The following is a 23,650-nucleotide window of genomic DNA, read 5'->3' as shown; positions in this document are numbered from 1 at the left end:
AAATACGTCAAAAAAGGGGAGGCGTTGCGCCTCCCAAAAATTAATTAACCGCGCAGTTGTACCGTGCCGTCTTTCACTCGCGCTTCGTAATGTTTCACGGAGAATTGTTCGTCTTCCATGCACAGCCCATCGCTTAAACGAAAGCGTTGTTTCTTCAGCGGACTGGCGACCCACAATTCGCCCTGATGTTCAGCAATCAACCCACGCGACAGTACGCTGGACTCAAAGAATGGGTCGATATTGCTGATCGCAAACACCTGTTCGCTGTGATACGGGCGGAAAATAGCAACCTGCTCAGTACCTAACAGGGCGCAGACGCCTGTCGCAGGCAGAATGTCATCGATTTTGCAGATGTTTTTCCACTGGCTCATGCGTTTTCCTCCACCAGAGTCACCGGAATACGCTCATAAGGCGTAGCCGGACGATGTTGTTCGCGCTCAGGTACAACCTGAACATTCGGATCGCGTTGATCGCTGTTGATAAAGTGTTTAAAGCGAACCTGTGCGGATGGGGTGTTAACCGTTTCTGTCCACTCACACACTACCGCTTCACGCAGACGAGCCATCTCTTCTTCCAGGTGCTGGTTCAACCCCAGTTTGTCGTCGATGATGACTGATTTCAGATACTCGATGCCGCCTTCCAGGTTATCTAACCACGGTGCAGTACGGGTCAGTTTGTCCGCAGTACGGATGTAGAACATCATAAAGCGGTCAAGGTACTTGAGCAGCGTTTCACGATCGACATCGGCCGCCAGCAGGTCTGCATGACGCGGTTTCATCCCGCCGTTACCACAAACGTACAGGTTCCAGCCTTTCTCAGTGGCGATGATACCCACGTCTTTGCCCTGAGCTTCCGCACATTCGCGGGTACAACCGGAGACGCCGAATTTCATTTTGTGCGGGGTACGAATGCCTTTGTAGCGATTTTCCAGCTCCACGCCGAAACCGACGCTATCGCCGACGCCGTAACGGCACCAGGTGCTACCTACGCAGGTTTTCGCCATACGCAGCGCTTTGGCATACGCGTGACCGGTTTCAAAACCGGCTTCAATCAGCTGACGCCAGATTTCCGGCAGGTCATCTTTCTGCGCGCCGAACAGGCCGATACGCTGAGAACCGGTAATTTTGGTGTACAGGTTAAATTCGCGCGCGATACGACCGACAGCTACCAGGCCTTCCGGGGTAATTTCACCGCCCGCAGAGCGCGGGATCACGGAGTAAGTACCGTCTTTCTGGATGTTCGCCAGGAAGTTGTCGTTGGTGTCCTGCAGCGGCGTGTGCTGTGGTTTGAGGATGTACTCATTCCAGCAGGACGCCAGCAGGGAACCGACGGTAGGTTTGCACACTTCACAGCCGTAACCTTTACCGTGTTTAGCCAGCAACTCTTCGAAAGTTTTAATGCCTTCTACGCGGATCAGGTGGAACAGTTCCTGACGTGAATACGGGAAGTGTTCACACAGGTTGTTATTCACTTCGATACCCTGTTTCGCCAGTTCGGCGTTCAGGACCTGCGTTACCAGCGGGATACAACCGCCGCAGCCGGTACCGGCTTTGGTTTCGGCTTTCAGCGCCGCAACGGTGTGACAACCTTTGTTGATAGCGGCAATCAGCATGCCTTTGGTGACGTCAAAACAGGAACAAATCTGCGCGCTGTCCGGCAGTTTATCCACGCCGATAGACGGCTTACCGCTGCCCGCGTGTGCTGGCAGAATCAGTGAGTCCGGGTTTTCTGGCAGTTCGATGGCGTTCAGCACCAGCTGTAGCAGGTTGCCGTAATCGCTGGTATCACCGACCAGAACCGCACCCAGCAGGGTTTTGTTATCTTCACTAACGATGAGGCGTTTGTAGACTTCTTTGCTTTCGTCGAGGTAAACATAGCTACGCGCTCCCGGCGTGCGAGCATGCGCGTCGCCAATACCGCCAACGTCAACGCCGAGCAGCTTCAGCTTGGCGCTCAGGTCCGCGCCTTCAAAGGCGTTTTCAGTTTCGAGAATATGGTCAACGGCAACCTGCGCCATTTTGTAGCCAGGAGCGACCAGACCATACACGCGGTTGTTCCAGCTTGCGCATTCGCCGATGGCATAGATGTCCGGGTCAGAAGTCTGGCAGGTGTCGTTAATGACGATACCGCCGCGTGGCGCGACGTCAAGGCCGCACTGGGTGGCCAGTTTGTCGCGTGGACGAATACCGGTAGAGAAGACGATGAAATCGACTTCCAGTTCGCTACCGTCGGCAAAACGCATGGTTTTGCGCGCTTCGGTGCCTTCCTGGACGATCTCTTTGGTGTTTTTGCTGGTGTGCACACGCACGCCCATGCTTTCAATTTTGCGACGTAACTGCTCGCCACCCATATGATCCAGCTGTTCAGCCATCAGCATCGGGGCGAATTCAATGACGTGAGTTTCAACGCCGAGGTTTTTCAGGGCACCGGCGGCTTCCAGACCCAGCAGGCCGCCACCGACAACGGCGCCGCGTTTGCTACGGCGCGCGCAAGATTCAATGGCGTTGAGGTCTTCAATGGTACGGTAAACGAAGCAGTCCTGGGTTTCCGAACCTTTAATCGGTGGGATCCACGGGTAAGAGCCCGTCGCCATGATCAGCTTATCGTAATAGACCGTACGACCTGCGCTGGAGTGGATTACCTTCTCCTGGCGGTTGATGGTAATTGCGCGTTCGCCCACTAACACCTTAACGCCGTGCTTCTCATAGAATCCTTCACGCACCAGAGAAAGCTCTTCGGCGGTGTGGTGGGAGAAGTAGGAAGACAGGTGTACACGGTCGTACGCTTTGCGGGGTTCTTCACAGAAGACGGTAATATCAAAATTGGCAGCGTCGGATTTATCAAGAAGATCCTCAATAAAGCGATGGCCGACCATACCATTACCGATAATAGCGAGTCTGACTTTGCTCATTTTTGCCTCGATTTCTTTTCTATTACTGCCTACCTTAACGATTCAGCAACCGCACTTATTGATACAAATCAAATTCGGCCTTATATACTCCTTAAGGGGTATGTGACTGATTTAACTGCATTTTTATAAGTTACGGAATTAACTGGCTTTTCGTGTTTGTATAAAAAGCGCACAATTTAAGGGGTTTTTGTAAGAATTGGCCTACATGACCAGTGAAAGGAAGAGGGCGCGAGAGTGTGCCGGATAGCACAGATACCATCCGGCAGTGAGATTAATGCGTGGCTGGCGCGTTATGCTGGCGATGACGCGTGACGAACCCAAGAATAAAGCACATCACGAATACGACGGCATACAAACCGTTCGCCGTCTGCAATGCCGCCAGCGGGCCGCTGTGCGCCACAATAGGACCGGTGACCACGAAGGTGAGCATAGTACCGATGGTGCCGCAGGTCAGAACGAAGTTAACCAGTTTTGGTGAGGCGACCTTCGTCTGCTGTGAGCCGAGGGTAATAATGGTGGTATAAATCGCGCTGGAGAAGAAGCCCAGCGTCAGAATGAACCACGGCATATGTTCCGGCGTGCCGGTGATGAACAGATACATCAGAACGGTGGCCAGACCTGCCAGTACGGTCAGGATGCGCTGCAGATCGAAGAATCGCAGGATAAAGCTAAACGCCCACATGCCAACCATATAAGACATCCAGAAGTCGCTGACCAGTTTACCCGCATCGTTCAGGCTCATGCCCAGGCTTTTGGCGTATTCCGGTACCCAGGAGATAAAGCCCAACTGACCGAGGATGTAGCACAGCGCGGCGATCGCCAGGAACAGCACGCCAATACCCCATTTTTCTTTCACTACCGGCGCGTCCGGTTGCTGCGCGTGTTTACCCAGCGCCGGGAATTCGCAGCCAAAGGTCAGCAGGAAAATGGCGACGTAGACTAGGCCGATGCAGGCATAGACCCAATACCATTCGATGCTGCGTGCTAACAGATACGCTGCCACCATCGGGAAAATCATCCCCGCCATGCTGAAGAAGGAGTCAGTAAACAGCAGGCGGGAACCGCGCTGGCGACCTTCGTACATCTGGGTCACCAGGAATGTACCAATCGACATGGTGATACCACTCACTACACCCAGCACAAACATGGCCGCAGAGAACAAGGCCAGGCTGTGGCTGAGCATCAGTCCGGCGACCGCCAGGACCATCAGGATGAAGCCAAAACGCAATTGCGTTTTCAGCGGCACGATTTCCATCAGCCAGGCATTCAGAAAAATAGAGATCAGGATACCTGCATTCAGGAAGGTGAAAGTGTTACTCATACTGGAAACGGGCAAATGGAAATAGTCTGCGATGTTTCCCATCACCATCCCGGTGACAATGACCAACGCACCTGTCAGGGCGTAGGAGAGAAAGCTAATCCATGTGAGCTTAATGCGATTGCTGTTAGTCATGACTGGCCTGTATAGAAGTGTAAGGCGCATTAACGGCGCCGTGAGCGGGCAGATTTTAGGCGTTTTAGTGATGTATTTAAATGTTTTTTGGTAATTACTGAGCCTGTTACATTTTTGTATGTGATCGTGATCACATAGATATTTACGGCTATGAGGTTACATTTGTTTCAAGTACGTAAAATTAGGTAAAGGGATGGCCTTGTTCATGAAGGCTCTTTAGAATCAATCCACTTGCTTCATTTCTGCTCTTGTTAAGGAATTCTCATGCTCAAATCGACTCTGGCGGCTGTTGCAGCTGTTCTCGCTCTTTCTGCTCTCTCTCCCGCAGCGCTGGCAGCGAAAGGGGATCCGCATGTCCTGCTGACAACTTCTGCCGGTAACATTGAGCTGGAGCTGAACAGTCAGAAAGCCCCGGTTTCAGTGCAAAACTTTGTCGATTATGTCAACAGCGGTTTCTATAACAACACCACGTTCCATCGTGTGATCCCAGGATTTATGGTGCAGGGTGGTGGTTTTACCGAGCAGATGCAGCAGAAGAAACCTAACCCGCCAATCAAGAATGAAGCCGATAACGGACTGCGTAACACCCGTGGCACGATTGCCATGGCGCGCACTGCGGATAAAGACAGCGCGACCAGCCAGTTCTTTATCAACATTGCGGACAATGCATTCCTCGATCACGGCCAGCGTGATTTTGGCTACGCTGTCTTTGGTAAAGTTGTGAAAGGTATGGATGTCGCGGATAAGATCTCTCAGGTTCAGACCCACGATGTCGGTCCTTACCAGAATGTTCCGTCAAAACCGATTGTTATCCTTTCAGCCAAAGTCCTGCCGTAATCGTATTTTGCGCGGGCAGCGCTTGCCCGCGTTCTCTCCCTTCTCTGCGTAACCCGAAATTGCTGCTTATACTTGTGGCAAGTGTCGGCTCATTCAGGGAGGTCACGTGAAAAAACTCACCGATAAACAAAAGTCCAGGATCTGGGAACAACGGCGAAATGCCAATTTCCAGGCAAGCCGGCGACTGGAAGGCGTGGATATTCCACGGGTTACTCTGAGCGCTGAAGACGCCCTGGCGCGTCTTGAAGAATTGCGGAGGCACTATGAGCGATAAATTCGGTGATGGACGTGACCCCTATTTATATCCGGGCCTGAATGTCATGCGTAACCGGCTGGGGGTTCATCAGGCGCAGCGTCTGGCGCAGGCAGCTTATGAGTTGACGGCGCTGCGCGCGGCAACTATCGAATTGGGCCCGCTTAAACGGGGTTTGCCGCATCTGTGTGCTATTCATCGCCAACTCTATCAGGATATTTTTGACTGGGCGGGACATCTGCGAGAAGTCGATATCTACCAGGGCGATACCCGCTTTTGCCATTTCGCTTATATCGAGAAAGAGGGCAATGCGCTGATGCAGGACCTGGAAGATGAGTCCTGGCTGGTGGGGTTGTCGCAAGAAAAGTTTGTCGACCGCCTCGCACACTACTACTGTGAAATTAATGTGCTGCACCCGTTTCGCATCGGCAGTGGTCTGGCGCAGCGTATTTTCTTCGAACAGTTGGCGATTCATGCCGGGTATATACTCAACTGGGAGGGCATCCAGGTTGAGGAGTGGAACCAGGCAAATCAAAGCGGTGCCATGGGGGACCTGTCCGCACTGCAGGCGATATTTCGTAAAGTGGTAAGCGAAGCCCTGGAAACTGAGTAGAATAGCGCGGTTCTTCTGTACCGGAGCCGCCATGATCCTGCTTATCGATAACTACGATTCTTTTACCTGGAACCTGTATCAATACTTCTGCGAACTGGGCGCAGATGTCCTTGTCAGACGCAACGACGCGCTGACGCTGGCGCAAATTGATGCGCTGAATCCGCAGAAAATAGTGATTTCCCCGGGACCCTGTACGCCGGATGACGCCGGTATTTCGCTGGAGGTTATTCGCTATTTCGCAGGGAAGATCCCTCTGCTGGGTGTTTGTCTGGGCCATCAGGCGATGGCGCAGGCCTTTGGCGCGACCGTGGTGCGGGCAGCGAAAGTGATGCATGGTAAAACGTCGCCGATTACGCATAACGGGCAGGGCGTTTTTCAGGGGCTCGCCAATCCATTAACGGTAACGCGTTACCATTCTCTGGTGGTCGCTCCCGAAACCCTTCCTGACTGCTTTGAGGTGACCGCCTGGAGTGAAACGCAGGAGATCATGGGTATTCGCCACCGGGAGTGGGATATGGAAGGGGTGCAGTTTCACCCGGAGAGTATTCTCAGCGAACAGGGGCATCAGCTGCTGGCTAATTTCCTCAACCAGTGATTTGTGGTTGCTATTTAGTGATTTTTTATTCATATTTTGTGATTATAATTTCACTAGCATTTCTGCTTAACAGGGTGGTAATGACATGGCAACTGAACAAACTGCAATTACACGTGCGACATTCGATGAAGTGATTCTGCCGATTTATGCACCGGCTGAGTTTATCCCGGTAAAAGGGAAAGGGAGTCGAGTATGGGATCAACAGGGTAAAGAGTACGTTGATTTCGCGGGTGGTATTGCAGTTACCGCGTTAGGGCATTGCCATCCGGCGCTGGTTGAGGCGTTAAAAACTCAGGGCGAAACCCTGTGGCATACCAGCAATGTTTTTACCAACGAACCGGCGTTGCGCTTAGGCCGTAAAATCATTGATGCAACCTTCGCCGAACGCGTACTGTTCATGAACTCCGGTACCGAAGCTAACGAAACCGCCTTTAAGCTGGCGCGCCACTATGCCTGCGTGCGCCATAGCCCGTTCAAAACCAAGATTATTGCCTTCCATAACGCGTTTCACGGTCGTTCGCTGTTTACCGTATCCGTCGGCGGGCAGCCGAAATACTCCGACGGCTTTGGACCCAAACCGGCGGATATCATCCATGTACCGTTTAACGATCTGCATGCGGTCAAAGCGGTGATGGACGATCATACCTGTGCGGTGGTGATCGAACCTATTCAGGGCGAGGGTGGCGTTACTGCGGCAACGCCGGCATTCCTGCAAGGTTTGCGTGAACTTTGTGATCAGCACCAGGCATTGTTGGTATTTGATGAAGTACAGAGCGGAATGGGGCGTACCGGCTCACTGTTTGCCTATATGCACTACGGCGTGACGCCGGATATCCTGACCAGCGCCAAGGCGCTCGGCGGCGGTTTCCCGGTGAGCGCGGTGCTGACCACCCAGGAGATTGCCTCCGCGTTCCACGTGGGTTCACACGGCTCCACATACGGCGGTAACCCGCTGGCCTGCGCGGTTGCGGGAGCTGCGTTTGATATCATCAACACGCCGGAAGTGCTGGAAGGTATTCAGGCCAAACGCCAGGCGTTTGTTCAGCATTTGCAGAAAATTGACCAGCAGTTTGACATTTTCAGCGACATTCGCGGTATGGGACTGCTGATCGGCGCCGAACTGAAGCCGCAGTTTAAAGGCCAGACGCGTGATTTCTTGTACGCCGCGGCGAATGAAGGCGTGATGGTACTGAATGCCGGGCCGGACGTGATGCGTTTCGCGCCGTCGCTGGTGGTGGAGCAGGCTGATATTGATGAAGGGATGCAGCGCTTCGCGCAGGCCGTGGCGAAAGTGGTGGGTTGATGGATTGCCGGATGGCGCTACGCTGATCCGGCCTACGAATCACACCTTACCCCGTAGGCCGGATAAGGCGTTACGCCGCCATCCGGCAACTCTCTTAACCCTTCATATCCCGCAGTCGGCGGCTCAGCCAGATCCCATGGTGCGGTCGCTGACGCCATGCTACCGACGAAATGGTGTGCATGGTATTCAGATGCCCCAATATCCGCTGTAGGTGCTGCTCAAGGGTGCTTAAAGGCCCATGGGACAGCATCTCTGGCGCCTCGAGAATATTCACATCGCCGGAGCTTCCGGGGCCGTCATATTCCAGCCGCTGCTGGCAGCGCTGGATCGCAATTTCGCAGGATTCCAGATACCGCTGCGCCAAATCCGGCGTCAGCATCGTATGTTCCCTTGCCAGCGTAGTCATTGCGTTGATGTGTTCGACGATGAACTGGCTATGCGTAACCCACAGTTTCATGTCCGCCAGATAGTGCGAGTTGAACCCAGGCTCCTGCATCGCCTGGTTAAGTGAGTTGAACAGCGTGTTATGCGCCTGGTTGACCCGCATGCGTTGATACGCCAGCGGTGTGGCCTGGGGATCGTTGCTCAGGATCAGGCGAATAGCCTCCTGATCGGCTTCTAACGCATCGTGGGCGTTTTTACGCAGCAAACCGCTCTGCCACTGCGGCCACAGCCAGAGCATTCCGCCAAAGGCGATCAGGCAGCCAGTGACCGTATCGATAAACCGCGGCACGATAAACTGTTCCCCGTTCAGCGTCAGCAGTTGCAGGGTATATACCGCGGTGACCGTAAAGCCGACGGTAGCCCAGCCGTAGTTTTTGCGGATGGTCAGATAACTCACCAGGGTTATCAGCAGCATGCCTGCCAGCGTGTAACCTTCCTGAATATGAAAGTGCAGTGTGACGCCGGCGATCACCAGGCCGACGAGCGTCCCTACTGAACGGTGTAAAATACGTACCCGGGTCGCCCCATAGCCATTTTGCGTGACGAACAGGATTGTCATCAAAATCCAGTAGGGTTTTGGCAGGTGTAAGGCGCTGCCCATCAGGCTGGCAATGCTCAACATGACGCTGATGCGTCCGGCATTGCGCAGCGCCGGGGATTTCAACGACAGATAGCTTTTCAGGGCAGGGATCAGCGGCAGTCGACGCTGCTTGTCAGCCATTAAATCCCGGGCATACAGTGGTCGCTGGGTGCGTAGCACACGGGCAATACGGCTGAAGTGCCAGTAGCAAAATTGACCCACCGGATTGTCCGGATGCTGGTTGGCGATTTTCTCCAGCGTGCCAATTTGTTTATCCATTGAAAAACGCGTCGGCAAACGGTGATACAAAATATCATCGGCCAGTACGCGAAGGCGTTCGGCGACGGTGCGCGCATTCCAGCGAATCACTTGTTCGGCGTGGCTACGTTCGACCAGCTTTTGCACCTCTTCCGGCTGGTGGAGGCTAACGGAAATATGTTCCTGTAAATCGAGCGCCTCCTGAAAGGCACGTAGCAGGCGCTTATAATCGTTGTTGCGATGCGCCGACAGCATATGCATTTGCTGATAGCACTGGGTAATTAAATCCACCGCTTTTTGCTGGCGCACCAGCAGGGGAGGAAGCGCTTTTTCGGGATCGGCATGCTGGGTCAGCATGCTGTACTTAGCCTCACAGTAATCGGCTAATTCGCGGTACAACAAACTGAGCGATTCACGCAGCGGCTGCTCGCGCCACATCCAGAACCAGAACCAGTTGAACAGGCCGTACCACAATGTGCCCAGCGCGTAGATTAGCAGCGGCTCCCAGACGGGCATGTTACCTGCCAGACTGAGTGTGAAAATTGCCGCGATAAGCGAGGCAGGTAGTAGTCGCGCATGCAGGGGGCCTAATTCTGCGGTTACACCAAGAATCAGCGTCAGGCCGGTGAGGATCAGCGGCAGCGGTATATCTTTTGCCAGCAGTAACTGCATGATCAGACTGCATCCGGCAAACAAAGACGCGCCAATCACTAAGCGTTTGAAAAAGCGCTTATGCGGGGTATCAAGACCGGCAATATTGCAGCAGGCAGGGACGAGGGAGAATAAGAGCCCCAGATGAAGCTGACCAATGATAAGGCCGACAGCCACAGGTAAACATAGCACCAGCGTCTGTCGTAGTGCGTAGTTGATCTCGGGGTGATAAATCAGTCTTCGCCACATCGGAGCAAACAAAAATGGCGCATTACTACGTAACACGCCATGTCGATGGGATTAACGCGTGCCGTAGACGACGATGGTCTTACCATGCGCGGAGATCAGATTCTGATCTTCCAGCATTTTCAGGATACGACCAACGGTTTCACGGGAACAGCCAACGATCTGGCCAATTTCCTGGCGGGTAATTTTAATCTGCATGCCGTCCGGGTGAGTCATTGCGTCAGGCTGTTTCGCCAGATTCAGCAGAGTCTGGGCGATACGACCAGTTACGTCGAGGAAGGCAAGGTTGCCTACTTTTTCAGACGTTACCTGCAGACGACGAGCCATCTGAGAAGACAGACGCATCAGAATATCTGGGTTGACCTGGATTAATTGGCGAAATTTTTTGTAGGAAATTTCAGCGACTTCACATGCGGTTTTGGCACGTACCCAGGCGCTACGTTCCTGGCCTTCTTCGAAGAGGCCTAATTCACCAATAAAATCGCCCTGATTCAGATAAGAGAGGATCATTTCTTTCCCTTCTTCATCTTTGATCAGCACTGCCACTGAGCCTTTAACGATGTAATACAACGTTTCCGCTTTTTCACCCTGGTGAATCAGCGTGCTCTTCGATGGGTACTTATGAATATGGCAATGAGACAAGAACCATTCGAGAGTCGGGTCTGTTTGCGGTTTGCCAAGCACCATGCGCGGTTATCCTCTGTTATAAGCTGTCTCCAGAGCCAAAAAACAACCTGTCTCTGGGTTTGCAAAAATGTGCTTCCCGCTACCTGGGAAGGGGGCTGTCAATACGTGCGACGGCCTGTAATGTGATGTCCTCTGCATACATGCAGTACGTCAATGTATTACTGTAGCATCCTGACTGTTTTAGCATAGCTTTCGCCGTGTGTCTCCTGGTGTCTCGCTTCAGCATGACGCAGGTCGCCTTCCATTGCGAGAATTGTTATGTACGCGTAATCTGTCAGGAAAATTGAAACATTGGAGTTACGAAATATGCAAGCGCGTGTAAAGTGGGTTGAGGGGTTAACCTTCCTCGGTGAGTCCGCCTCAGGCCACCAAATTTTGATGGACGGTAACTCTGGTGATAAAGCGCCGAGCCCGATGGAAATGGTCTTAATGGCTGCGGGCGGTTGCAGCGCAATTGATGTGGTGTCGATCCTGCAAAAGGGGCGTCAGGATGTGACCAACTGCGAAGTGAAGCTGACCTCCGAGCGTCGTGATGAAGCGCCGCGCCTGTTCACCCATATCAACCTGCATTTCATTGTAACGGGTAACGACCTGAAAGATGCGTCTGTGTCTCGCGCAGTTGACCTCTCGGCGGAGAAGTATTGTTCCGTAGCGCTGATGCTGGAAAAGGCGGTGAACATTACCCATTCTTATGAAGTCGTTGCCGCGTAATTGCTGATGCCGGATGGCGGCGTTGCCTTATCCGGCCTACAGGATGATGTTGAGTCGTAGGCCGGATAAGCGAAGCGCCATCCGGCGCTTTCCACATATCACTCTATCTTTTTACCTTCCATCAGTCGCTGGACCAGCGGTAGCATAATCAATTCCATCGCCAGACCCATCTTACCGCCCGGCACGACCAACGTATTGATATGCGAAATGAATGAGCCCTGCAGCATGGCCAGTAGCCAGGGATAATCGATGCCTTCCAGATTACGAAAATGAATCACGACAAAGCTTTCATCCAGTGACGGAATGCTCCTGGCGGCAAAGGGATTAGAGGTATCGACGGTCGGTACGCGTTGGAAGTTAATATGCGTGCGGGAAAACTGTGGGGTGATGTAATTGATGTAATCGTCCATTGAGCGCACCACCGAGTCCATTACCGCTTCACGTGAATGCCCGCGTTCGCTGGTATCGCGGGTCAGCTTCTGGATCCACTCCAGGTTTACGATCGGCACCACGCCAACCAGCAGATCGACATGCCGGGCCACGTTTTGCTGTGGGGTGACAACGCCACCGTGCAGTCCCTCATAGAACAGGACATCCGTCGGTTCAGGCAGCGGCTGCCAGGGCGTAAATGTCCCCGGAACCTGATTCCACGGTACGGCCTCATCGTAGGTGTGCAGATATTTACGCGACTGACCTTTGCCTGTCTGGCCGTATTCAATGAAGGTTTGCTCCAGCAGACCGAAGTCGTTAGCTTCGGGGCCGAAATAGCTGATATGCCGCCCGGCATCGCGTGCTTTGCGAATCGCCATGTCCATTTCCGGACGGGTATAGCGATGAAAACTGTCACCTTCCACCTCGGCGGCGCGCAGATTTAACTGCGCGAAAATTTTACGAAACGCAAGGCTGGTGGTGGTGGTCCCCGCGCCGCTGGATCCTGTTACCGCAATCACCGGATGTTTGGCAGACATAACAACTCCATGAAATGGTTGTAATTATAGTAAAGTCGGCCGGCGGCTACGGGTTACTCGTGAATCTGCTTCCTCGGCATAATGTTGACCGTTTCATGCAGTTCGGACCACACCAGCACGGCCTCACCTGATTGTAGTTGGCGTTTGACGTCGGCGACTTTTTGTTCGAGCGAGCGTTCATGTTCACCATAATCGGTGCCTTCGCGCAAGACAAAGCTTTCAATCAGATTGTCCAGCGCGTCCGGGGAGATGTCTTGCCAGGGGATGATCATGATGACGCCTCCAGATACGTTGTCAGCCAGTCCGGGATTCTGGATTCCAGCCACATCTCCGGATGGCGTATCGTACCGCCAATGAATCCGACATGGCCGCCGTGTTCGGTGAGCTGATATTCCACCTGTGAGGGCAGATTTTCCGGTTCAGGGATCACATGACTATCCATAAACGGATCGTCCTTGGCATGAATAATCAGCGTGGGTTTGGCTATCTGATTAAGCAGCGGCATGGCGCTACACTGACGGTAATAGTCTATCGCATCGGCGAAACCGTGAATTTTGGCGGTGATCAGATCGTCAAAATCGCGAATGCGACGCAGAGATTTCAACTGGGCCAGACTCACAGGCAGCGAGCCAGGATAAGCCTCAAGCTTACGCGAGGCATTGGCTTTCAACAGGTTAAGCAGGTAGCGCTGATAGACCTTGGAGAATCCTTTGTCCATATGGTAACTACAGGCTTCCAGCACGAAAGGCGCGGAGACGATAACCGCGGCATCAATGGGGATCGTGTTCCCTTCTTTTGCCAGCAGGCAGGCCAGCATGTTTCCACCGAGCGAATAGCCAACCGCAGCGGTGGGTACACGACCTAACTCACGCTCCAGCCAGTGTAAAAACCAGGTGCCGTCTTCTGTTTCACCGGAGTGATAAATTCGGTTCAGACGATTGGGTTCACCGCTGCAGCCGCGAAAATGCATCACCACGCCCAGCCAGCCGCGCTTTTGTGCTGCTTCAATCAGGCCGTGGGCGTACGGGCTGTTCAGGCTGCCTTCCAGACCGTGAAAAACCACCAGGCGCGGCTTGTGTTTCGCCTGTTGCGGATCTTCGCTCCATGCCAGATCGACAAAGTCACCATCAGGCAATTCCAGACGCTGCCAGTGGGCATCGAACTTCACCTTGCGGCGAATTAAACGCGGCAGCATCGTCTGTAAATGACGGTTACTGATACCGCGCATCGGGCGGAATTCTCGCGAATCGTCGGTAGGTGGGGTCATTTCTGTGGACGTGATTTCAACCATAACACCAGAGCAATTAATAATCGGAAAGAATAACTATACCGTGCGCAGCGCGTGCGGGTTAGCCAATATGTGATTTTGTGCTTACTCGGCCAGCATCTGCTCAAGCTGTTCCTGCGCATCCAGCCAGGCCATCTCACACTCTTCCAGCCCGGACTTCGCGCTTGCCTGTTGTTGCAGACATGCCGTGAGCTCAGCTTTACGGCTTTGGTCGTACAGTTCGCTGTCGCCGAGTTTCTCTTCTGCCTGTGCCAGCTGTGCGTGCAGTTTCTCCATCTCTTTTTCCAGACGAGTAATCTCTTTACGCAGCGGTTGCGTCAGGGTGCGCAGCTCCGCTTCGCGACGCTTCTGGTCTTTGCGCGCCTGGGCGCTGTTAACGCTCTCTTTCGCCGGTTCGTCGCCCTGGCTTTCCTGTTTTTGCACATCGCTCAGCCACTGCTGATAATCCTCCAGATCGCCGTCAAACGGCTCGACTTTCTTGTCGTGTACCAGATAGAGGTCGTCGGTGGTGGAGCGAATCAGGTGACGGTCGTGCGAAACCACGACCAGCGCGCCTTCAAAATCGATCAGCGCTTCGGTCAGCGCCTGACGCATATCTAAATCCAGGTGGTTGGTCGGTTCATCGAGCAGCAGTAGGTTCGGGCGCTGCCAGACGATCAACGCCAGCACCAGACGCGCTTTTTCGCCACCGGAGAAGCGACGGGTTTCTTCGCTGACTTTATCGCCCTGGAAGCCGAATCCGCCGAGGTAGTCTCGCAGTTTCTGCTCAAGCTCCTGCGGCGCCATGCGCGCCAGGTGCTGGATAGGCGATTCATCGGCGCGTAAAAACTCCAGCTGGTGCTGAGCGAAGTAGCCCAGCTTGATGCCTTTCGCCAGGCCAATCTCGCCGCTGATGGGGGCCAGTTCGCCGGCCAGCAGCTTAATCAGCGTTGATTTACCCGCACCGTTGCGGCCTAACAGGCCGATGCGAGAACCCGGCACCAGATTCAGTTTGATAGAGTCGAGGATTGTGCGATCACCGTAGCCAGCACTCACTTTTTCCATTTTCAGCAGCGGATTAGGCAGGCTTTCAGGTTCACGGAAGCTGAAATGGAAAGGGTTATCGACATGGGCTGGAGCGATAAGCTCCATACGCTCCAGCATTTTGATACGGCTCTGCGCCTGCTTTGCTTTGGTGGCTTTAGCACGGAAACGATCGATATAGCTTTGCAGATGCGCCACACGCTCCTGCTGGCTTTCGTACATGGCCTGTTGCTGCGCGAGGCGGGTCGCACGCTGGATTTCAAACGCGCTGTAGTTGCCGGTGTACTCGAACATGGTTTGTTGTTCGATATGGATAATTTTATCCACCACCGGATCGAGGAAGTCGCGGTCGTGGGAGATCAAAATCAGCGTGCCCTGATAGCTTTTCAGCCATCTTTCCAGCCAGATCACCGCGTCGAGATCGAGGTGGTTGGTCGGTTCATCGAGCAGCAGCAGGTCTGAACGGCAAATCAGCGCCTGTGCCAGGTTGAGACGCATACGCCAGCCACCGGAGAAGTCGCTGACCGGGCGCTCGAGCTGCTCGTTAGAGAAACCGAGGCCATGCAGCAGACTGGCTGCGCGTGAACGTACGGTCCAGGCGTCAATGGCATCCAGTTTTCCATGGACGGTGGCAATGGCGTGTCCATCGTTACGTTCATTGGCATCGTTTAACTGGGCTTCCAGTTGGCGATATTCGCGGTCGCCATCAATCACGTATTCCAGCGCAGGCTGTGGTAACGCAGGCGTTTCCTGATTCACCCATGCGAGCTGCCAGTTTCCCGGGAACGTAAATCCGCCGGCGTCAGCGCTGATTTCATTTTTCAGCAATGCCAGCAGGGTAGATTTACCGCAGCCATTTTTACCCACCAGGCCAACCTTCTGCCCGGGATTAATGGTGGCCGTGGCATTGTCCAGCAAGACGCGCACGCCGCGACGAATTTGTAACGATGAGAAAACAATCATAAGGCGCCGTATGTTCAGACTATGTTAATTTATCATTATGATAATGTAATGTGTGGGCCGTTTGCCGCACCGAGGCGCAATGGTAGCCCAAAACGCCGAAAATAGACAAAAGACAAAACCGGGAGGGGGATGATGTCCCAGCCAGCGAAAGTGTTGCTGCTGTATGCCCATCCGGAATCTCAGGACTCGGTCGCGAACCGGGTTCTGCTTAAACCGGCCATACAGCTCAGTAATGTTACCGTGCACGACCTATACGCGCACTATCCCGATTTTTTTATCGATATTTCTCACGAGCAGGAACTGCTGCGTGAGCATGATGTGATTGTTTTTCAACATCCGCTCTATACCTATAGCTGCCCGGCCCTGCTAAAGGAGTGGCTTGACCGCGTACTGAGCCGCGGGTTTGCCAGTGGCCCCGGAGGGAATCAACTGGCGGGAAAGTACTGGCGGAGTGTGATCACTACCGGCGAACCGGAAAGCGCCTACCGCTATGACGCGCTAAACCGCTATCCGATGAGTGATGTGCTGCGCCCTTTCGAGCTGACGGCAGGAATGTGCCGGATGCACTGGATGAGCCCCATCATCGTTTACTGGGCCAGACGGCAAACGAAGCAGGAGCTGGACAGCCATGCGAAAGCGTATGGTGACTGGCTGGCGAATCCGATCCCTGTGGGAGGCCGCTGATGGAAGGTTCTGATTTATTGACTGCGGGAGTGCTGTTCCTTTTCGCGGCGGTGGCTGCGGTGCCGTTGGCATCGCGGCTGGGTATTGGACCGGTGTTGGGTTATTTGCTGGCGGGGATCGCTATTGGCCCATGGGGACTTGGATTCATCAGCGATGTGGATGAAATTCTGCACTTCTCCGAGCTGGGCGTGGTCTTCCTGATGTTCATCATCGGGCTGGAACTTAACCCGGCCAAACTATGGCAATTGCGGCGTTCAATTTTTGGTGTCGGTGCCGCGCAGGTGTTACTTAGCGCGCTTGTCCTGGCAGGGTTATTGATGCTCACTGACTTTTCCTGGCAGGCGGCAGTGGTTGGCGGCATTGGTCTGGCGATGTCATCGACCGCAATGGCGTTACAGCTGATGCGGGAAAAAGGGATGAACCGCAGCGAATCCGGACAACTGGGCTTTTCGGTGCTGTTGTTCCAGGATCTGGCGGTGATCCCGGCGTTGGCGCTGGTTCCGCTGTTAGCAGGATCAGCCGATGAACATTTTGACTGGATCAAAGTGGGCATGAAAGTGTTGGCTTTTGCTGGCATGTTGATTGGCGGACGCTATCTGCTGCGTCCTGTATTTCGCTTTATTGCGGGGTCCGGCGTGCGGGAAGTGTTCACCGCTGCGACGCTGCTGTTGGTGCTGGGTTCTGCTTTATTTATGGATGCGCTGGGGCTGTCGATGGCGCTGGGAACGTTTATCGCTGGCGTGCTGCTGGCGGAAAGCGAATACCGACATGAACTGGAAACGGCGATTGATCCCTTTAAAGGGCTTTTGCTCGGGTTATTTTTCATCTCTGTGGGGATGTCACTTAACCTTGGCGTGCTTTATACCCATATTTTGTGGGTAGTGGCGAGCGTGATAGTACTGGTCATCGTGAAGACGCTGGTGCTCTATGTGTTGGCGCGGCTGAACGGCATGAGAAGCTCGGAGCGGATGCAATTTGCGGGGGTGCTAAGCCAGGGTGGAGAATTTGCCTTCGTGCTTTTTTCAACAGCATCTTCCCAGCGGCTGTTTCAGGGCGATCAAATGGCACTTTTGCTGGTAACCGTCACGCTGTCGATGATGACCACGCCACTGCTGATGAAGCTGATTGATAAATGGCTCTCCCGCCAGTTTAACGGCCCGGATGAAGAAGATGAAAAACCCTGGGTGGAAGACGATAAGCCGCAGGTGATTGTGGTGGGGTTTGGGCGCTTTGGCCAGGTCATCGGTCGCCTGTTAATGGCCAATAAGATGCGTATTACCGTTCTGGAACGGGATATTAGTGCGGTGAATCTGATGCGTAAATATGGCTATAAAGTCTATTACGGCGATGCCACACAGGTGGAGCTTTTACGTTCCGCTGGCGCAGAGGCGGCGCAGTCTATTGTGATCACCTGCAATGAACCTGAAGACACGATGAAGCTGGTGGAATTGTGCCAACAACATTTTCCGCATTTGCATATTCTTGCGCGAGCGCGCGGACGTGTAGAGGCGCATGAGTTATTACAGGCAGGTGTCACGCAGTTTTCCCGTGAAACTTTCTCGAGCGCACTGGAACTGGGGCGCAAAGCGCTGGTGTCGTTGGGGATGCATCCGCATCAGGCGCAGCGTGCCCAGTTGCATTTTCGTCGACTCGATATGCACATGCTACGGGAATTGATCCCAATGCACACCGATACGGTGCAAATCTCTCGTGCCAGAGAGGCCCGACGCGAGCTGGAGGAGATTTTCCAGCGGGAGATGCAGAAAGAACGGCGCCAGCTGGATGGCTGGGATGAATTTGAGTAGAGGATAACCATGGCAATTCGTAAACGTTTTATTGCAGGCGCAAAATGTCCGTCCTGCCAGGCGCAGGATTCGCTGGCGATGTGGCGTGAAAATAATATCGATATTGTTGAGTGTGTTAAGTGCGGTCATCAGATGCGCGAGGCCGATAAACAGGCCCGCGAGCACGTTCGCAAAGAAGAGCAAGTGATCGGGATTTTTCATCCGGACTAGCGATATGCCGCAGCTTTTTTTAAGCTAGAGGGTACACGGGTGCAGAATTCCGCTACAATCTGCGCCACTATTCTTTCCATGCTCAGGAGATATCATGAAAGTAGCAAAGGACCTGGTGGTCAGCCTGGCCTATCAGGTACGTACAGAAGACGGTGTGTTGGTTGATGAGTCTCCGGTGAGTGCACCGCTGGACTACCTGCATGGTCACGGTTCCCTGATTTCTGGCCTGGAAACAGCGCTGGACGGTCATGAAGTTGGCGACAAATTCGATGTTGCTGTTGGCGCAAACGACGCATACGGTCAGTACGACGAAAACCTGGTGCAGCGTGTTCCTAAAGACGTCTTCATGGGCGTTGACGAACTGCAGGTTGGCATGCGTTTCCTGGCTGAAACTGACCAGGGGCCGGTACCGGTAGAAATTACCGAAGTGGAAGACGACCACGTTGTGGTTGACGGTAACCACATGCTGGCTGGCCAGAATCTGAAATTCAACGTCGAAGTTGTCGCGATCCGCGAAGCGACCGAAGAAGAACTGGCTCATGGCCACGTTCACGGCGCGCACGGCCACGACCACGATCATGACCACGGTCATGACGGTTGCTGCGGTGGTCACGGTCACGACCATGGTCACGAGCACGGCGGCGAAGGCTGCTGCGGCGGTGGTGGTAAAGGTAACGGCGGCGGCTGCGGTTGCCACTAATACCCTTCGTCTTTCAACCCACAGCGGTGTTGGCTGCGCTTTCGAATCCTGGTCACATAGTTATCTATGCTCCCAGGACTTCCTCAAGCTTGCCGCCTTGCTGTGATTTGAAATCCTTTGGGTATATGTGAGTAGATCCGATAAGTGTTAGCGCTTTCGGACACAAAAAAAGCGGGAATATCCCGCTTTTTTTGTGTCTCAATAATGTGGCGGAGGGGTCTCTTCAGACTGTGACGCGATATGAGACGGCTGAGTGGCTTTGAGCTTTTCTGTCAGCAGACGCAGATGGTCGCGCAGTTTGGCCATTTCCAGTTCATGCGCGGTCACGGTTACGTTCAGCTCCTCAATGGTTATCTCCTGAAACGCCAGGCGACTCTCCAGTTCAGCCAGGCGAGTTTCCATCGTTGTATCCTGCATGATTCACCTCTTCTGTTTTTCTCCGGCAGATCGCGGACTGCGGCGAATTCTACTTAACTTTGCCTGTTTGCACAGCACACAATCTTCGGTCACGAAACTAATTTAAACAAAAAGAGTCTGAAAAGTGGTGATAATAGGGCGTGCCTGTATGTTGATTTGTTCTGCAACGCTTTATAGTACATTTTTATGTTAGTTAACCTTGGGGTGAGATGCCCCGGCCCTGGAGAGATGGATGAAATCACTGTTTAAAGTAACGCTGCTGGCGACCACAATGGCCGTTGCACTGCATGCCCCGATCACCTTCGCTGCTGATGCCGCGAAACCAGCCGCTACTGCTGACAGCAAAGCAGCATTCAAAAATGACGACCAAAAAGCCGCTTACGCGCTGGGCGCGTCCCTGGGTCGTTATATGGAAAACTCCCTGAAAGAACAGGAAAAACTGGGCATCAAACTGGATAAAGATCAGTTGATCGCGGGTGTTCAGGATGCGTTTGCAGATAAGAGCAAACTGTCTGACCAGGAAATCGAACAAACTCTGCAGGCATTTGAAGCGCGCGTGAAGAGCTCCGCTCAGGCAAAAATGGAAAAAGACGCGGCTGACAACGAAGCCAAAGGTAAAGTATACCGCGAGAAATTTGCTAAAGAGAAAGGCGTTAAAACCTCTGCCACTGGCCTGGTCTACAAAGTAGAGAAAGAAGGTACCGGTGCCGCTCCGAAAGACAGCGATACTGTAGTCGTAAACTACAAAGGTACGCTGATCGATGGTAAAGAGTTTGATAACTCTTACACCCGTGGTGAGCCGCTCTCTTTCCGTCTTGACGGTGTTATTCCAGGCTGGACTGAAGGCCTGAAAAACATCAAGAAAGGCGGCAAAATCCAGTTGGTTATCCCACCGGATCTGGCATACGGTAAAACTGGCGTTCCGGGCATCCCGGCAAACTCCACGCTGGTCTTTGATGTTGAGCTGTTAGATATCAAACCGGCACCAAAAGCCGATGCGCAGCCAGAAGCTGCACCGGCTGATAAAGCTGCAGACAGCAGCAAAAAGTAAGAGAACAAAAACCGCCGCCCACAGGGCGGCGGTTTTTTATTATCGACAGGATATAATTAATACTGGAAAGCGCCTTGTGCGCTGTATTACTTTAGATGCCCCTATAATAGTGATGAGCCTGCCCTGACAACATAACGACAGGCTCCTGAAAAGGAGTGCTTTTTTTCATGTCCAGGTCGCTTTTAACCAACGAAACCAGTGAGCTAGATTTACTGGATCAACGTCCTTTCGATCAAACCGACTTCGATATCCTTAAATCCTATGAAGCGGTAGTGGACGGGTTGGCGATGCTCATTGGTTCCCATTGTGAAATCGTATTGCACTCTTTGCAGGATTTGAAATGCTCGGCCATTCGCATCGCTAACGGTGAACACACGGGCCGTAAAATTGGCTCGCCGATTACCGACCTTGCGTTGCGTATGCTGCATGATATGACGGGTGCGGATAGCAGCGTGTCGAAGTGTTATTTCACACGCGCGAAAAGCGGTGTCTTGATGAAGTCGGTGACGATTGCCATTCGCAACCGTGAGCATCGCGTGATTGGTCTGCTGTGCATCAACATGAACCTTGATGTTCCTTTCTCGCAGATAATGAATACCTTTATCCCACCGGAGACCCCGGAAGTGGGATCAGCCGTGAACTTCGCGTCCTCAGTCGAAGATCTGGTGACGCAGACGCTGGAGTTCACCATTGAAGAAGTGAACGCCGATCGTAATGTCTCCAACAATGCCAAGAATCGTCAGATTGTCCTGAACCTGTATGAGAAAGGGATCTTCGATATTAAAGATGCGATCAATCAGGTCGCCGATCGTTTGAACATCTCTAAGCACACGGTCTACCTCTATATTCGCCAGTTCAAAAGCGGTGATTTCCAGGGGCAAGATAAGTAATGCGTTTTGCCATCATGGTAACCGGGCCCGCCTACGGCACACAGCAAGCGAGTAGCGCATTGCAATTTGCGCATGCGCTACTCGAAGAAGGACACGAGTTGTGTAGCGTTTTCTTTTATCGTGAGGGCGTGTATAACGCGAACGTTCTGACATCGCCCGCCAGTGATGAATTTGATTTAGTTCGAGCCTGGCAAAAGCTTCACCAACAGCATGGTGTGGCGCTGAATATCTGTGTTGCGGCAGCCTTGCGGCGTGGTGTTGTTGATGAGACTGAAGCAACACGGCTAGGGTTGTCTGGTGCTAATTTACAATCAGGATTTACTCTCAGCGGTCTTGGATCGCTGGCTGAAGCATCCCTGACGTGCGATCGCGTGGTGCAGTTTTAATGAAACGTGTTGCCTTTGTTTTTTCTACTGTGCCGCACGGCAGCGCATCCGGCCGCGAAGGACTGGATGCTTTACTGGCGACATCTGCATTAACGGAAGATCTCGGTGTGTTCTTTATCGGTGATGGTGTCTTCCAGATCCTCCAGGGGCAACAACCGGATGTCGTTCTGGCGAGAGACTATATTGCTACTTTCAAACTGTTAGGATTGTACGATATAGAACAATGCTGGCTTTGTGCGGCCTCATTGCGTGAGCGAGGCCTGGCAGAGGGAGCGAATTTTGTGGTTGATGCGACGGCGCTTGAACCGGAAGATTTACGCCGTGAGTTAGGCAACTTTGACGTCATTTTAAGGTTTTGAGACTCTCATGCTGCACACACTACATCGCTCCGCGTGGCTTACCGATTTCTCCTCTCTTCTTCGCCTGGTAGATAAAGACGATGAGCTTTTATTGCTCCAGGATGGCGTGACGGCAGCAATCGAAGGAAGCCGTTTCCTTGAAAGTCTGCAAAATGCCTCCATTAAGGTCTATGTACTGGAAGAAGACATTAAGGCTCGTGGGTTGAGCGGTCAAATTTCAGACAGTGTCGTCAGGGTTAGCTATACTGACTTCGTCAGACTTACGGTGAAGCATCCCAGCCAGATGTCCTGGTAATTGTGGGATCGTTGTATATTTCTTGACACCTTTTCGACACCGACCTAAAATTCTGCGTCCTCATATTGTATGAGGTCGTTTTATTACGTGTTTACGAAGCAAAAGCTAAAACCAGGAGCTATTTAATGGCAACAGTTAACCAGCTGGTACGCAAACCACGTGCACGCAAAGTTGCAAAAAGCAACGTGCCTGCGCTGGAAGCATGCCCGCAGAAACGTGGCGTATGTACTCGTGTATATACTACCACTCCTAAAAAACCGAACTCCGCACTGCGTAAAGTTTGCCGTGTTCGTCTGACTAACGGTTTTGAAGTGACTTCCTACATCGGTGGTGAAGGTCACAACCTGCAGGAGCACTCCGTGATCCTGATCCGTGGCGGTCGTGTAAAAGACCTCCCGGGTGTTCGTTACCACACCGTTCGTGGTGCGCTTGACTGCTCCGGCGTTAAAGACCGTAAGCAATCACGCTCCAAGTATGGCGTGAAACGTCCTAAGGCTTAATGGTTCTCCGTTAAGTAAGGCCAAACGTTTTATATTAATGTCAAACTAAACTCTTAGAGTTTTGGACAATCCTGAATTAACAACGGAGTATTTCCATGCCACGTCGTCGCGTCATTGGTCAGCGTAAAATTCTGCCGGATCCGAAGTTCGGATCAGAACTGCTGGCTAAATTTGTAAATATCCTGATGGTAGATGGTAAAAAATCTACTGCCGAAACTATCGTATACAGCGCGCTGGAGACCCTGGCTCAGCGTTCTGGTAAAAACGAACTGGAAGCTTTCGAAGTAGCTCTCGAAAACGTGCGCCCGACTGTCGAAGTTAAGTCTCGCCGCGTTGGTGGTTCTACTTATCAGGTACCAGTTGAAGTCCGTCCGGTCCGTCGTAATGCTCTGGCAATGCGTTGGATCGTTGAAGCTGCTCGTAAACGCGGTGATAAATCCATGGCTCTGCGCCTGGCGAACGAACTTTCTGATGCTGCAGAAAACAAAGGTACTGCAGTTAAGAAACGTGAAGACGTTCACCGTATGGCAGAAGCCAACAAGGCGTTCGCACACTACCGTTGGTAATCC

27 protein-coding genes are annotated in these 23,650 nt (G+C 52.9%); 17 read left to right on the top strand and 10 right to left on the bottom strand.

Features of this window, described 5'->3' with window-relative positions:
- Positions 1-44: 44 nt before the first annotated feature.
- From nirD to tsgA, 3 genes are all read right to left on the bottom strand, one after another.
- Positions 45-371, bottom strand: coding sequence for a nitrite reductase small subunit NirD (gene nirD / locus JTI85_RS20425; protein WP_199954715.1), 327 nt, complete (start codon positions 369-371; stop codon positions 45-47).
- Positions 368-2,911 (bottom strand): NADPH-nitrite reductase large subunit, encoded by a 2,544-nt coding sequence (gene nirB / locus JTI85_RS20420; protein WP_061068724.1) that lies wholly within the window; start codon positions 2,909-2,911, stop codon positions 368-370. Before nirB ends, nirD begins: the two co-directional genes overlap by 4 nt.
- 271 nt (positions 2,912-3,182) lie before the next feature.
- Complete coding sequence (tsgA, locus tag JTI85_RS20415; protein ID WP_048213538.1) at positions 3,183-4,364, bottom strand: MFS transporter TsgA; 1,182 nt, start codon at positions 4,362-4,364, stop codon at positions 3,183-3,185.
- A 264-nt stretch (positions 4,365-4,628) separates the two neighbouring features.
- Between tsgA and ppiA the strand changes: the two genes are divergently transcribed.
- From ppiA to JTI85_RS20390, 5 genes are all read left to right on the top strand, one after another.
- A complete protein-coding gene (gene ppiA / locus JTI85_RS20410) occupies positions 4,629-5,201 on the top strand; it encodes a peptidylprolyl isomerase A (RefSeq protein ID WP_003023595.1) in 573 nt (190 codons plus the stop codon).
- 106 nt (positions 5,202-5,307) lie between these two features.
- A complete protein-coding gene (locus tag JTI85_RS20405) occupies positions 5,308-5,475 on the top strand; it encodes a YhfG family protein (protein WP_071887396.1) in 168 nt (55 codons plus the stop codon).
- Positions 5,465-6,067 (top strand): putative adenosine monophosphate-protein transferase Fic, encoded by a 603-nt coding sequence (locus tag JTI85_RS20400; RefSeq protein WP_061068723.1) that lies wholly within the window; start codon positions 5,465-5,467, stop codon positions 6,065-6,067. Before JTI85_RS20405 ends, JTI85_RS20400 begins: the two co-directional genes overlap by 11 nt.
- A 31-nt stretch (positions 6,068-6,098) precedes the next feature.
- Positions 6,099-6,662: an aminodeoxychorismate synthase component 2 gene (gene pabA, locus JTI85_RS20395; RefSeq protein ID WP_116360431.1), complete on the top strand. Its 564-nt coding sequence runs from the start codon at positions 6,099-6,101 to the stop codon at positions 6,660-6,662.
- An 85-nt stretch (positions 6,663-6,747) separates the two neighbouring features.
- Positions 6,748-7,965 carry an aspartate aminotransferase family protein gene (locus JTI85_RS20390; RefSeq protein WP_219351946.1) on the top strand — a complete coding sequence of 406 codons (1,218 nt, stop codon included), beginning with the start codon at positions 6,748-6,750 and terminating at the stop codon, positions 7,963-7,965.
- A gap of 94 nt (positions 7,966-8,059) precedes the next feature.
- Here JTI85_RS20390 and JTI85_RS20385 read toward each other — a convergent pair whose 3' ends face one another.
- Positions 8,060-10,147, bottom strand: coding sequence for a YccS/YhfK family putative transporter (locus JTI85_RS20385; protein WP_101743238.1), 2,088 nt, complete (start codon positions 10,145-10,147; stop codon positions 8,060-8,062).
- Positions 10,148-10,198: 51 nt separating this feature from the next.
- A complete protein-coding gene (crp, locus tag JTI85_RS20380) occupies positions 10,199-10,831 on the bottom strand; it encodes a cAMP-activated global transcriptional regulator CRP (RefSeq protein ID WP_000242758.1) in 633 nt (210 codons plus the stop codon).
- A gap of 306 nt (positions 10,832-11,137) precedes the next feature.
- On the opposite strand from crp, the gene JTI85_RS20375 reads away from it, so the two are divergent.
- Entirely contained in the window at positions 11,138-11,542 is a 405-nt protein-coding gene (locus JTI85_RS20375; protein ID WP_043018552.1) for an OsmC family protein, read from the top strand.
- A gap of 98 nt (positions 11,543-11,640) precedes the next feature.
- Here JTI85_RS20375 and JTI85_RS20370 read toward each other — a convergent pair whose 3' ends face one another.
- From JTI85_RS20370 to JTI85_RS20355, 4 genes are all read right to left on the bottom strand, one after another.
- Positions 11,641-12,510 (bottom strand): phosphoribulokinase, encoded by an 870-nt coding sequence (locus tag JTI85_RS20370; RefSeq protein ID WP_048213534.1) that lies wholly within the window; start codon positions 12,508-12,510, stop codon positions 11,641-11,643.
- Between the two features lie 53 nt (positions 12,511-12,563).
- Positions 12,564-12,782 (bottom strand): YheU family protein, encoded by a 219-nt coding sequence (locus tag JTI85_RS20365; RefSeq protein ID WP_003023615.1) that lies wholly within the window; start codon positions 12,780-12,782, stop codon positions 12,564-12,566.
- Entirely contained in the window at positions 12,779-13,801 is a 1,023-nt protein-coding gene (locus tag JTI85_RS20360; RefSeq protein ID WP_219351945.1) for a hydrolase, read from the bottom strand. Before JTI85_RS20360 ends, JTI85_RS20365 begins: the two co-directional genes overlap by 4 nt.
- A gap of 81 nt (positions 13,802-13,882) precedes the next feature.
- Positions 13,883-15,784: an ABC transporter ATP-binding protein gene (locus tag JTI85_RS20355; protein ID WP_048213531.1), complete on the bottom strand. Its 1,902-nt coding sequence runs from the start codon at positions 15,782-15,784 to the stop codon at positions 13,883-13,885.
- Positions 15,785-15,916: 132 nt separating this feature from the next.
- Between JTI85_RS20355 and kefG the strand changes: the two genes are divergently transcribed.
- The 4 genes from kefG to slyD all read left to right on the top strand — a co-directional run bounded on the left by kefG (position 15,917) and on the right by slyD (position 19,183).
- A complete protein-coding gene (gene kefG / locus JTI85_RS20350) occupies positions 15,917-16,468 on the top strand; it encodes a glutathione-regulated potassium-efflux system ancillary protein KefG (RefSeq protein ID WP_048213530.1) in 552 nt (183 codons plus the stop codon).
- The gene (gene kefB / locus JTI85_RS20345; RefSeq protein ID WP_048213529.1) at positions 16,468-18,273 is read left to right on the top strand and encodes a glutathione-regulated potassium-efflux system protein KefB; all 1,806 of its coding nucleotides are present in this window, start codon (positions 16,468-16,470) and stop codon (positions 18,271-18,273) included. Before kefG ends, kefB begins: the two co-directional genes overlap by 1 nt.
- Before the next feature lie 9 nt (positions 18,274-18,282).
- A complete protein-coding gene (locus tag JTI85_RS20340) occupies positions 18,283-18,483 on the top strand; it encodes a YheV family putative zinc ribbon protein (RefSeq protein ID WP_048213528.1) in 201 nt (66 codons plus the stop codon).
- A 94-nt stretch (positions 18,484-18,577) separates the two neighbouring features.
- Positions 18,578-19,183, top strand: a complete 606-nt coding sequence (gene slyD, locus JTI85_RS20335; RefSeq protein WP_003023634.1) for a peptidylprolyl isomerase — start codon at positions 18,578-18,580, stop codon at positions 19,181-19,183.
- A 198-nt stretch (positions 19,184-19,381) separates the two neighbouring features.
- Here the strand turns inward: slyD and JTI85_RS20330 are convergent, their stop codons facing one another.
- On the bottom strand, positions 19,382-19,600 hold the full coding sequence (locus JTI85_RS20330) for a protein SlyX (protein ID WP_003023639.1): 219 nt from the start codon (positions 19,598-19,600) through the stop codon (positions 19,382-19,384).
- A gap of 232 nt (positions 19,601-19,832) precedes the next feature.
- Between JTI85_RS20330 and fkpA the strand changes: the two genes are divergently transcribed.
- The 7 genes from fkpA to rpsG all read left to right on the top strand — a co-directional run bounded on the left by fkpA (position 19,833) and on the right by rpsG (position 23,647).
- The gene (gene fkpA / locus JTI85_RS20325; RefSeq protein ID WP_048213527.1) at positions 19,833-20,651 is read left to right on the top strand and encodes an FKBP-type peptidyl-prolyl cis-trans isomerase; all 819 of its coding nucleotides are present in this window, start codon (positions 19,833-19,835) and stop codon (positions 20,649-20,651) included.
- Between the two features lie 167 nt (positions 20,652-20,818).
- A complete protein-coding gene (locus JTI85_RS20320; protein WP_003023643.1) occupies positions 20,819-21,541 on the top strand; it encodes a transcriptional regulator in 723 nt (240 codons plus the stop codon).
- Positions 21,541-21,927, top strand: a complete 387-nt coding sequence (gene tusD, locus JTI85_RS20315; RefSeq protein WP_005121677.1) for a sulfurtransferase complex subunit TusD — start codon at positions 21,541-21,543, stop codon at positions 21,925-21,927. Before JTI85_RS20320 ends, tusD begins: the two co-directional genes overlap by 1 nt.
- On the top strand, positions 21,927-22,286 hold the full coding sequence (tusC, locus tag JTI85_RS20310; protein ID WP_048213526.1) for a sulfurtransferase complex subunit TusC: 360 nt from the start codon (positions 21,927-21,929) through the stop codon (positions 22,284-22,286). Before tusD ends, tusC begins: the two co-directional genes overlap by 1 nt.
- 7 nt (positions 22,287-22,293) lie before the next feature.
- On the top strand, positions 22,294-22,581 hold the full coding sequence (gene tusB, locus JTI85_RS20305; protein WP_008786292.1) for a sulfurtransferase complex subunit TusB: 288 nt from the start codon (positions 22,294-22,296) through the stop codon (positions 22,579-22,581).
- A 125-nt stretch (positions 22,582-22,706) separates the two neighbouring features.
- A complete protein-coding gene (gene rpsL / locus JTI85_RS20300) occupies positions 22,707-23,081 on the top strand; it encodes a 30S ribosomal protein S12 (RefSeq protein WP_003023654.1) in 375 nt (124 codons plus the stop codon).
- 95 nt (positions 23,082-23,176) lie between these two features.
- Entirely contained in the window at positions 23,177-23,647 is a 471-nt protein-coding gene (gene rpsG, locus JTI85_RS20295; protein WP_003023657.1) for a 30S ribosomal protein S7, read from the top strand.
- The last annotated feature ends 3 nt before the right edge of the window (positions 23,648-23,650 follow it).

It is taken from the genome of Citrobacter sp. Colony219 (assembly GCF_019382635.1).
In the GTDB taxonomy this organism is placed as follows: Bacteria; Pseudomonadota; Gammaproteobacteria; order Enterobacterales; family Enterobacteriaceae; genus Citrobacter; species Citrobacter youngae.
Note: the sequence above shows the minus strand (reverse complement) of the source record. Positions and strands in the feature narration are given on the sequence as shown.

What these genes read in the sequence shown, in the direction of transcription:
- JTI85_RS20385 (WP_101743238.1), bottom strand. Translation starts at nt 10,147, where the DNA reads ATGTGGCGAAGACTGATTTATCACCCCGAGATCAACTACGCACTACGA.
- kefB (WP_048213529.1), top strand. Translation starts at nt 16,468, where the DNA reads ATGGAAGGTTCTGATTTATTGACTGCGGGAGTGCTGTTCCTTTTCGCG.
- rpsG (WP_003023657.1), top strand. Translation starts at nt 23,177, where the DNA reads ATGCCACGTCGTCGCGTCATTGGTCAGCGTAAAATTCTGCCGGATCCG.
- nirB (WP_061068724.1), bottom strand. Translation starts at nt 2,911, where the DNA reads ATGAGCAAAGTCAGACTCGCTATTATCGGTAATGGTATGGTCGGCCAT.
- kefG (WP_048213530.1), top strand. Translation starts at nt 15,917, where the DNA reads ATGTCCCAGCCAGCGAAAGTGTTGCTGCTGTATGCCCATCCGGAATCT.
- ppiA (WP_003023595.1), top strand. Translation starts at nt 4,629, where the DNA reads ATGCTCAAATCGACTCTGGCGGCTGTTGCAGCTGTTCTCGCTCTTTCT.
- JTI85_RS20360 (WP_219351945.1), bottom strand. Translation starts at nt 13,801, where the DNA reads ATGGTTGAAATCACGTCCACAGAAATGACCCCACCTACCGACGATTCG.
- JTI85_RS20400 (WP_061068723.1), top strand. Translation starts at nt 5,465, where the DNA reads ATGAGCGATAAATTCGGTGATGGACGTGACCCCTATTTATATCCGGGC.
- pabA (WP_116360431.1), top strand. Translation starts at nt 6,099, where the DNA reads ATGATCCTGCTTATCGATAACTACGATTCTTTTACCTGGAACCTGTAT.
- tusC (WP_048213526.1), top strand. Translation starts at nt 21,927, where the DNA reads ATGAAACGTGTTGCCTTTGTTTTTTCTACTGTGCCGCACGGCAGCGCA.
- JTI85_RS20375 (WP_043018552.1), top strand. Translation starts at nt 11,138, where the DNA reads ATGCAAGCGCGTGTAAAGTGGGTTGAGGGGTTAACCTTCCTCGGTGAG.
- nirD (WP_199954715.1), bottom strand. Translation starts at nt 371, where the DNA reads ATGAGCCAGTGGAAAAACATCTGCAAAATCGATGACATTCTGCCTGCG.
- JTI85_RS20340 (WP_048213528.1), top strand. Translation starts at nt 18,283, where the DNA reads ATGGCAATTCGTAAACGTTTTATTGCAGGCGCAAAATGTCCGTCCTGC.
- tusB (WP_008786292.1), top strand. Translation starts at nt 22,294, where the DNA reads ATGCTGCACACACTACATCGCTCCGCGTGGCTTACCGATTTCTCCTCT.
- crp (WP_000242758.1), bottom strand. Translation starts at nt 10,831, where the DNA reads ATGGTGCTTGGCAAACCGCAAACAGACCCGACTCTCGAATGGTTCTTG.
- tusD (WP_005121677.1), top strand. Translation starts at nt 21,541, where the DNA reads ATGCGTTTTGCCATCATGGTAACCGGGCCCGCCTACGGCACACAGCAA.
- slyD (WP_003023634.1), top strand. Translation starts at nt 18,578, where the DNA reads ATGAAAGTAGCAAAGGACCTGGTGGTCAGCCTGGCCTATCAGGTACGT.
- JTI85_RS20320 (WP_003023643.1), top strand. Translation starts at nt 20,819, where the DNA reads ATGTCCAGGTCGCTTTTAACCAACGAAACCAGTGAGCTAGATTTACTG.
- fkpA (WP_048213527.1), top strand. Translation starts at nt 19,833, where the DNA reads ATGAAATCACTGTTTAAAGTAACGCTGCTGGCGACCACAATGGCCGTT.
- JTI85_RS20365 (WP_003023615.1), bottom strand. Translation starts at nt 12,782, where the DNA reads ATGATCATCCCCTGGCAAGACATCTCCCCGGACGCGCTGGACAATCTG.
- JTI85_RS20390 (WP_219351946.1), top strand. Translation starts at nt 6,748, where the DNA reads ATGGCAACTGAACAAACTGCAATTACACGTGCGACATTCGATGAAGTG.
- rpsL (WP_003023654.1), top strand. Translation starts at nt 22,707, where the DNA reads ATGGCAACAGTTAACCAGCTGGTACGCAAACCACGTGCACGCAAAGTT.
- JTI85_RS20370 (WP_048213534.1), bottom strand. Translation starts at nt 12,510, where the DNA reads ATGTCTGCCAAACATCCGGTGATTGCGGTAACAGGATCCAGCGGCGCG.
- tsgA (WP_048213538.1), bottom strand. Translation starts at nt 4,364, where the DNA reads ATGACTAACAGCAATCGCATTAAGCTCACATGGATTAGCTTTCTCTCC.
- JTI85_RS20330 (WP_003023639.1), bottom strand. Translation starts at nt 19,600, where the DNA reads ATGCAGGATACAACGATGGAAACTCGCCTGGCTGAACTGGAGAGTCGC.
- JTI85_RS20355 (WP_048213531.1), bottom strand. Translation starts at nt 15,784, where the DNA reads ATGATTGTTTTCTCATCGTTACAAATTCGTCGCGGCGTGCGCGTCTTG.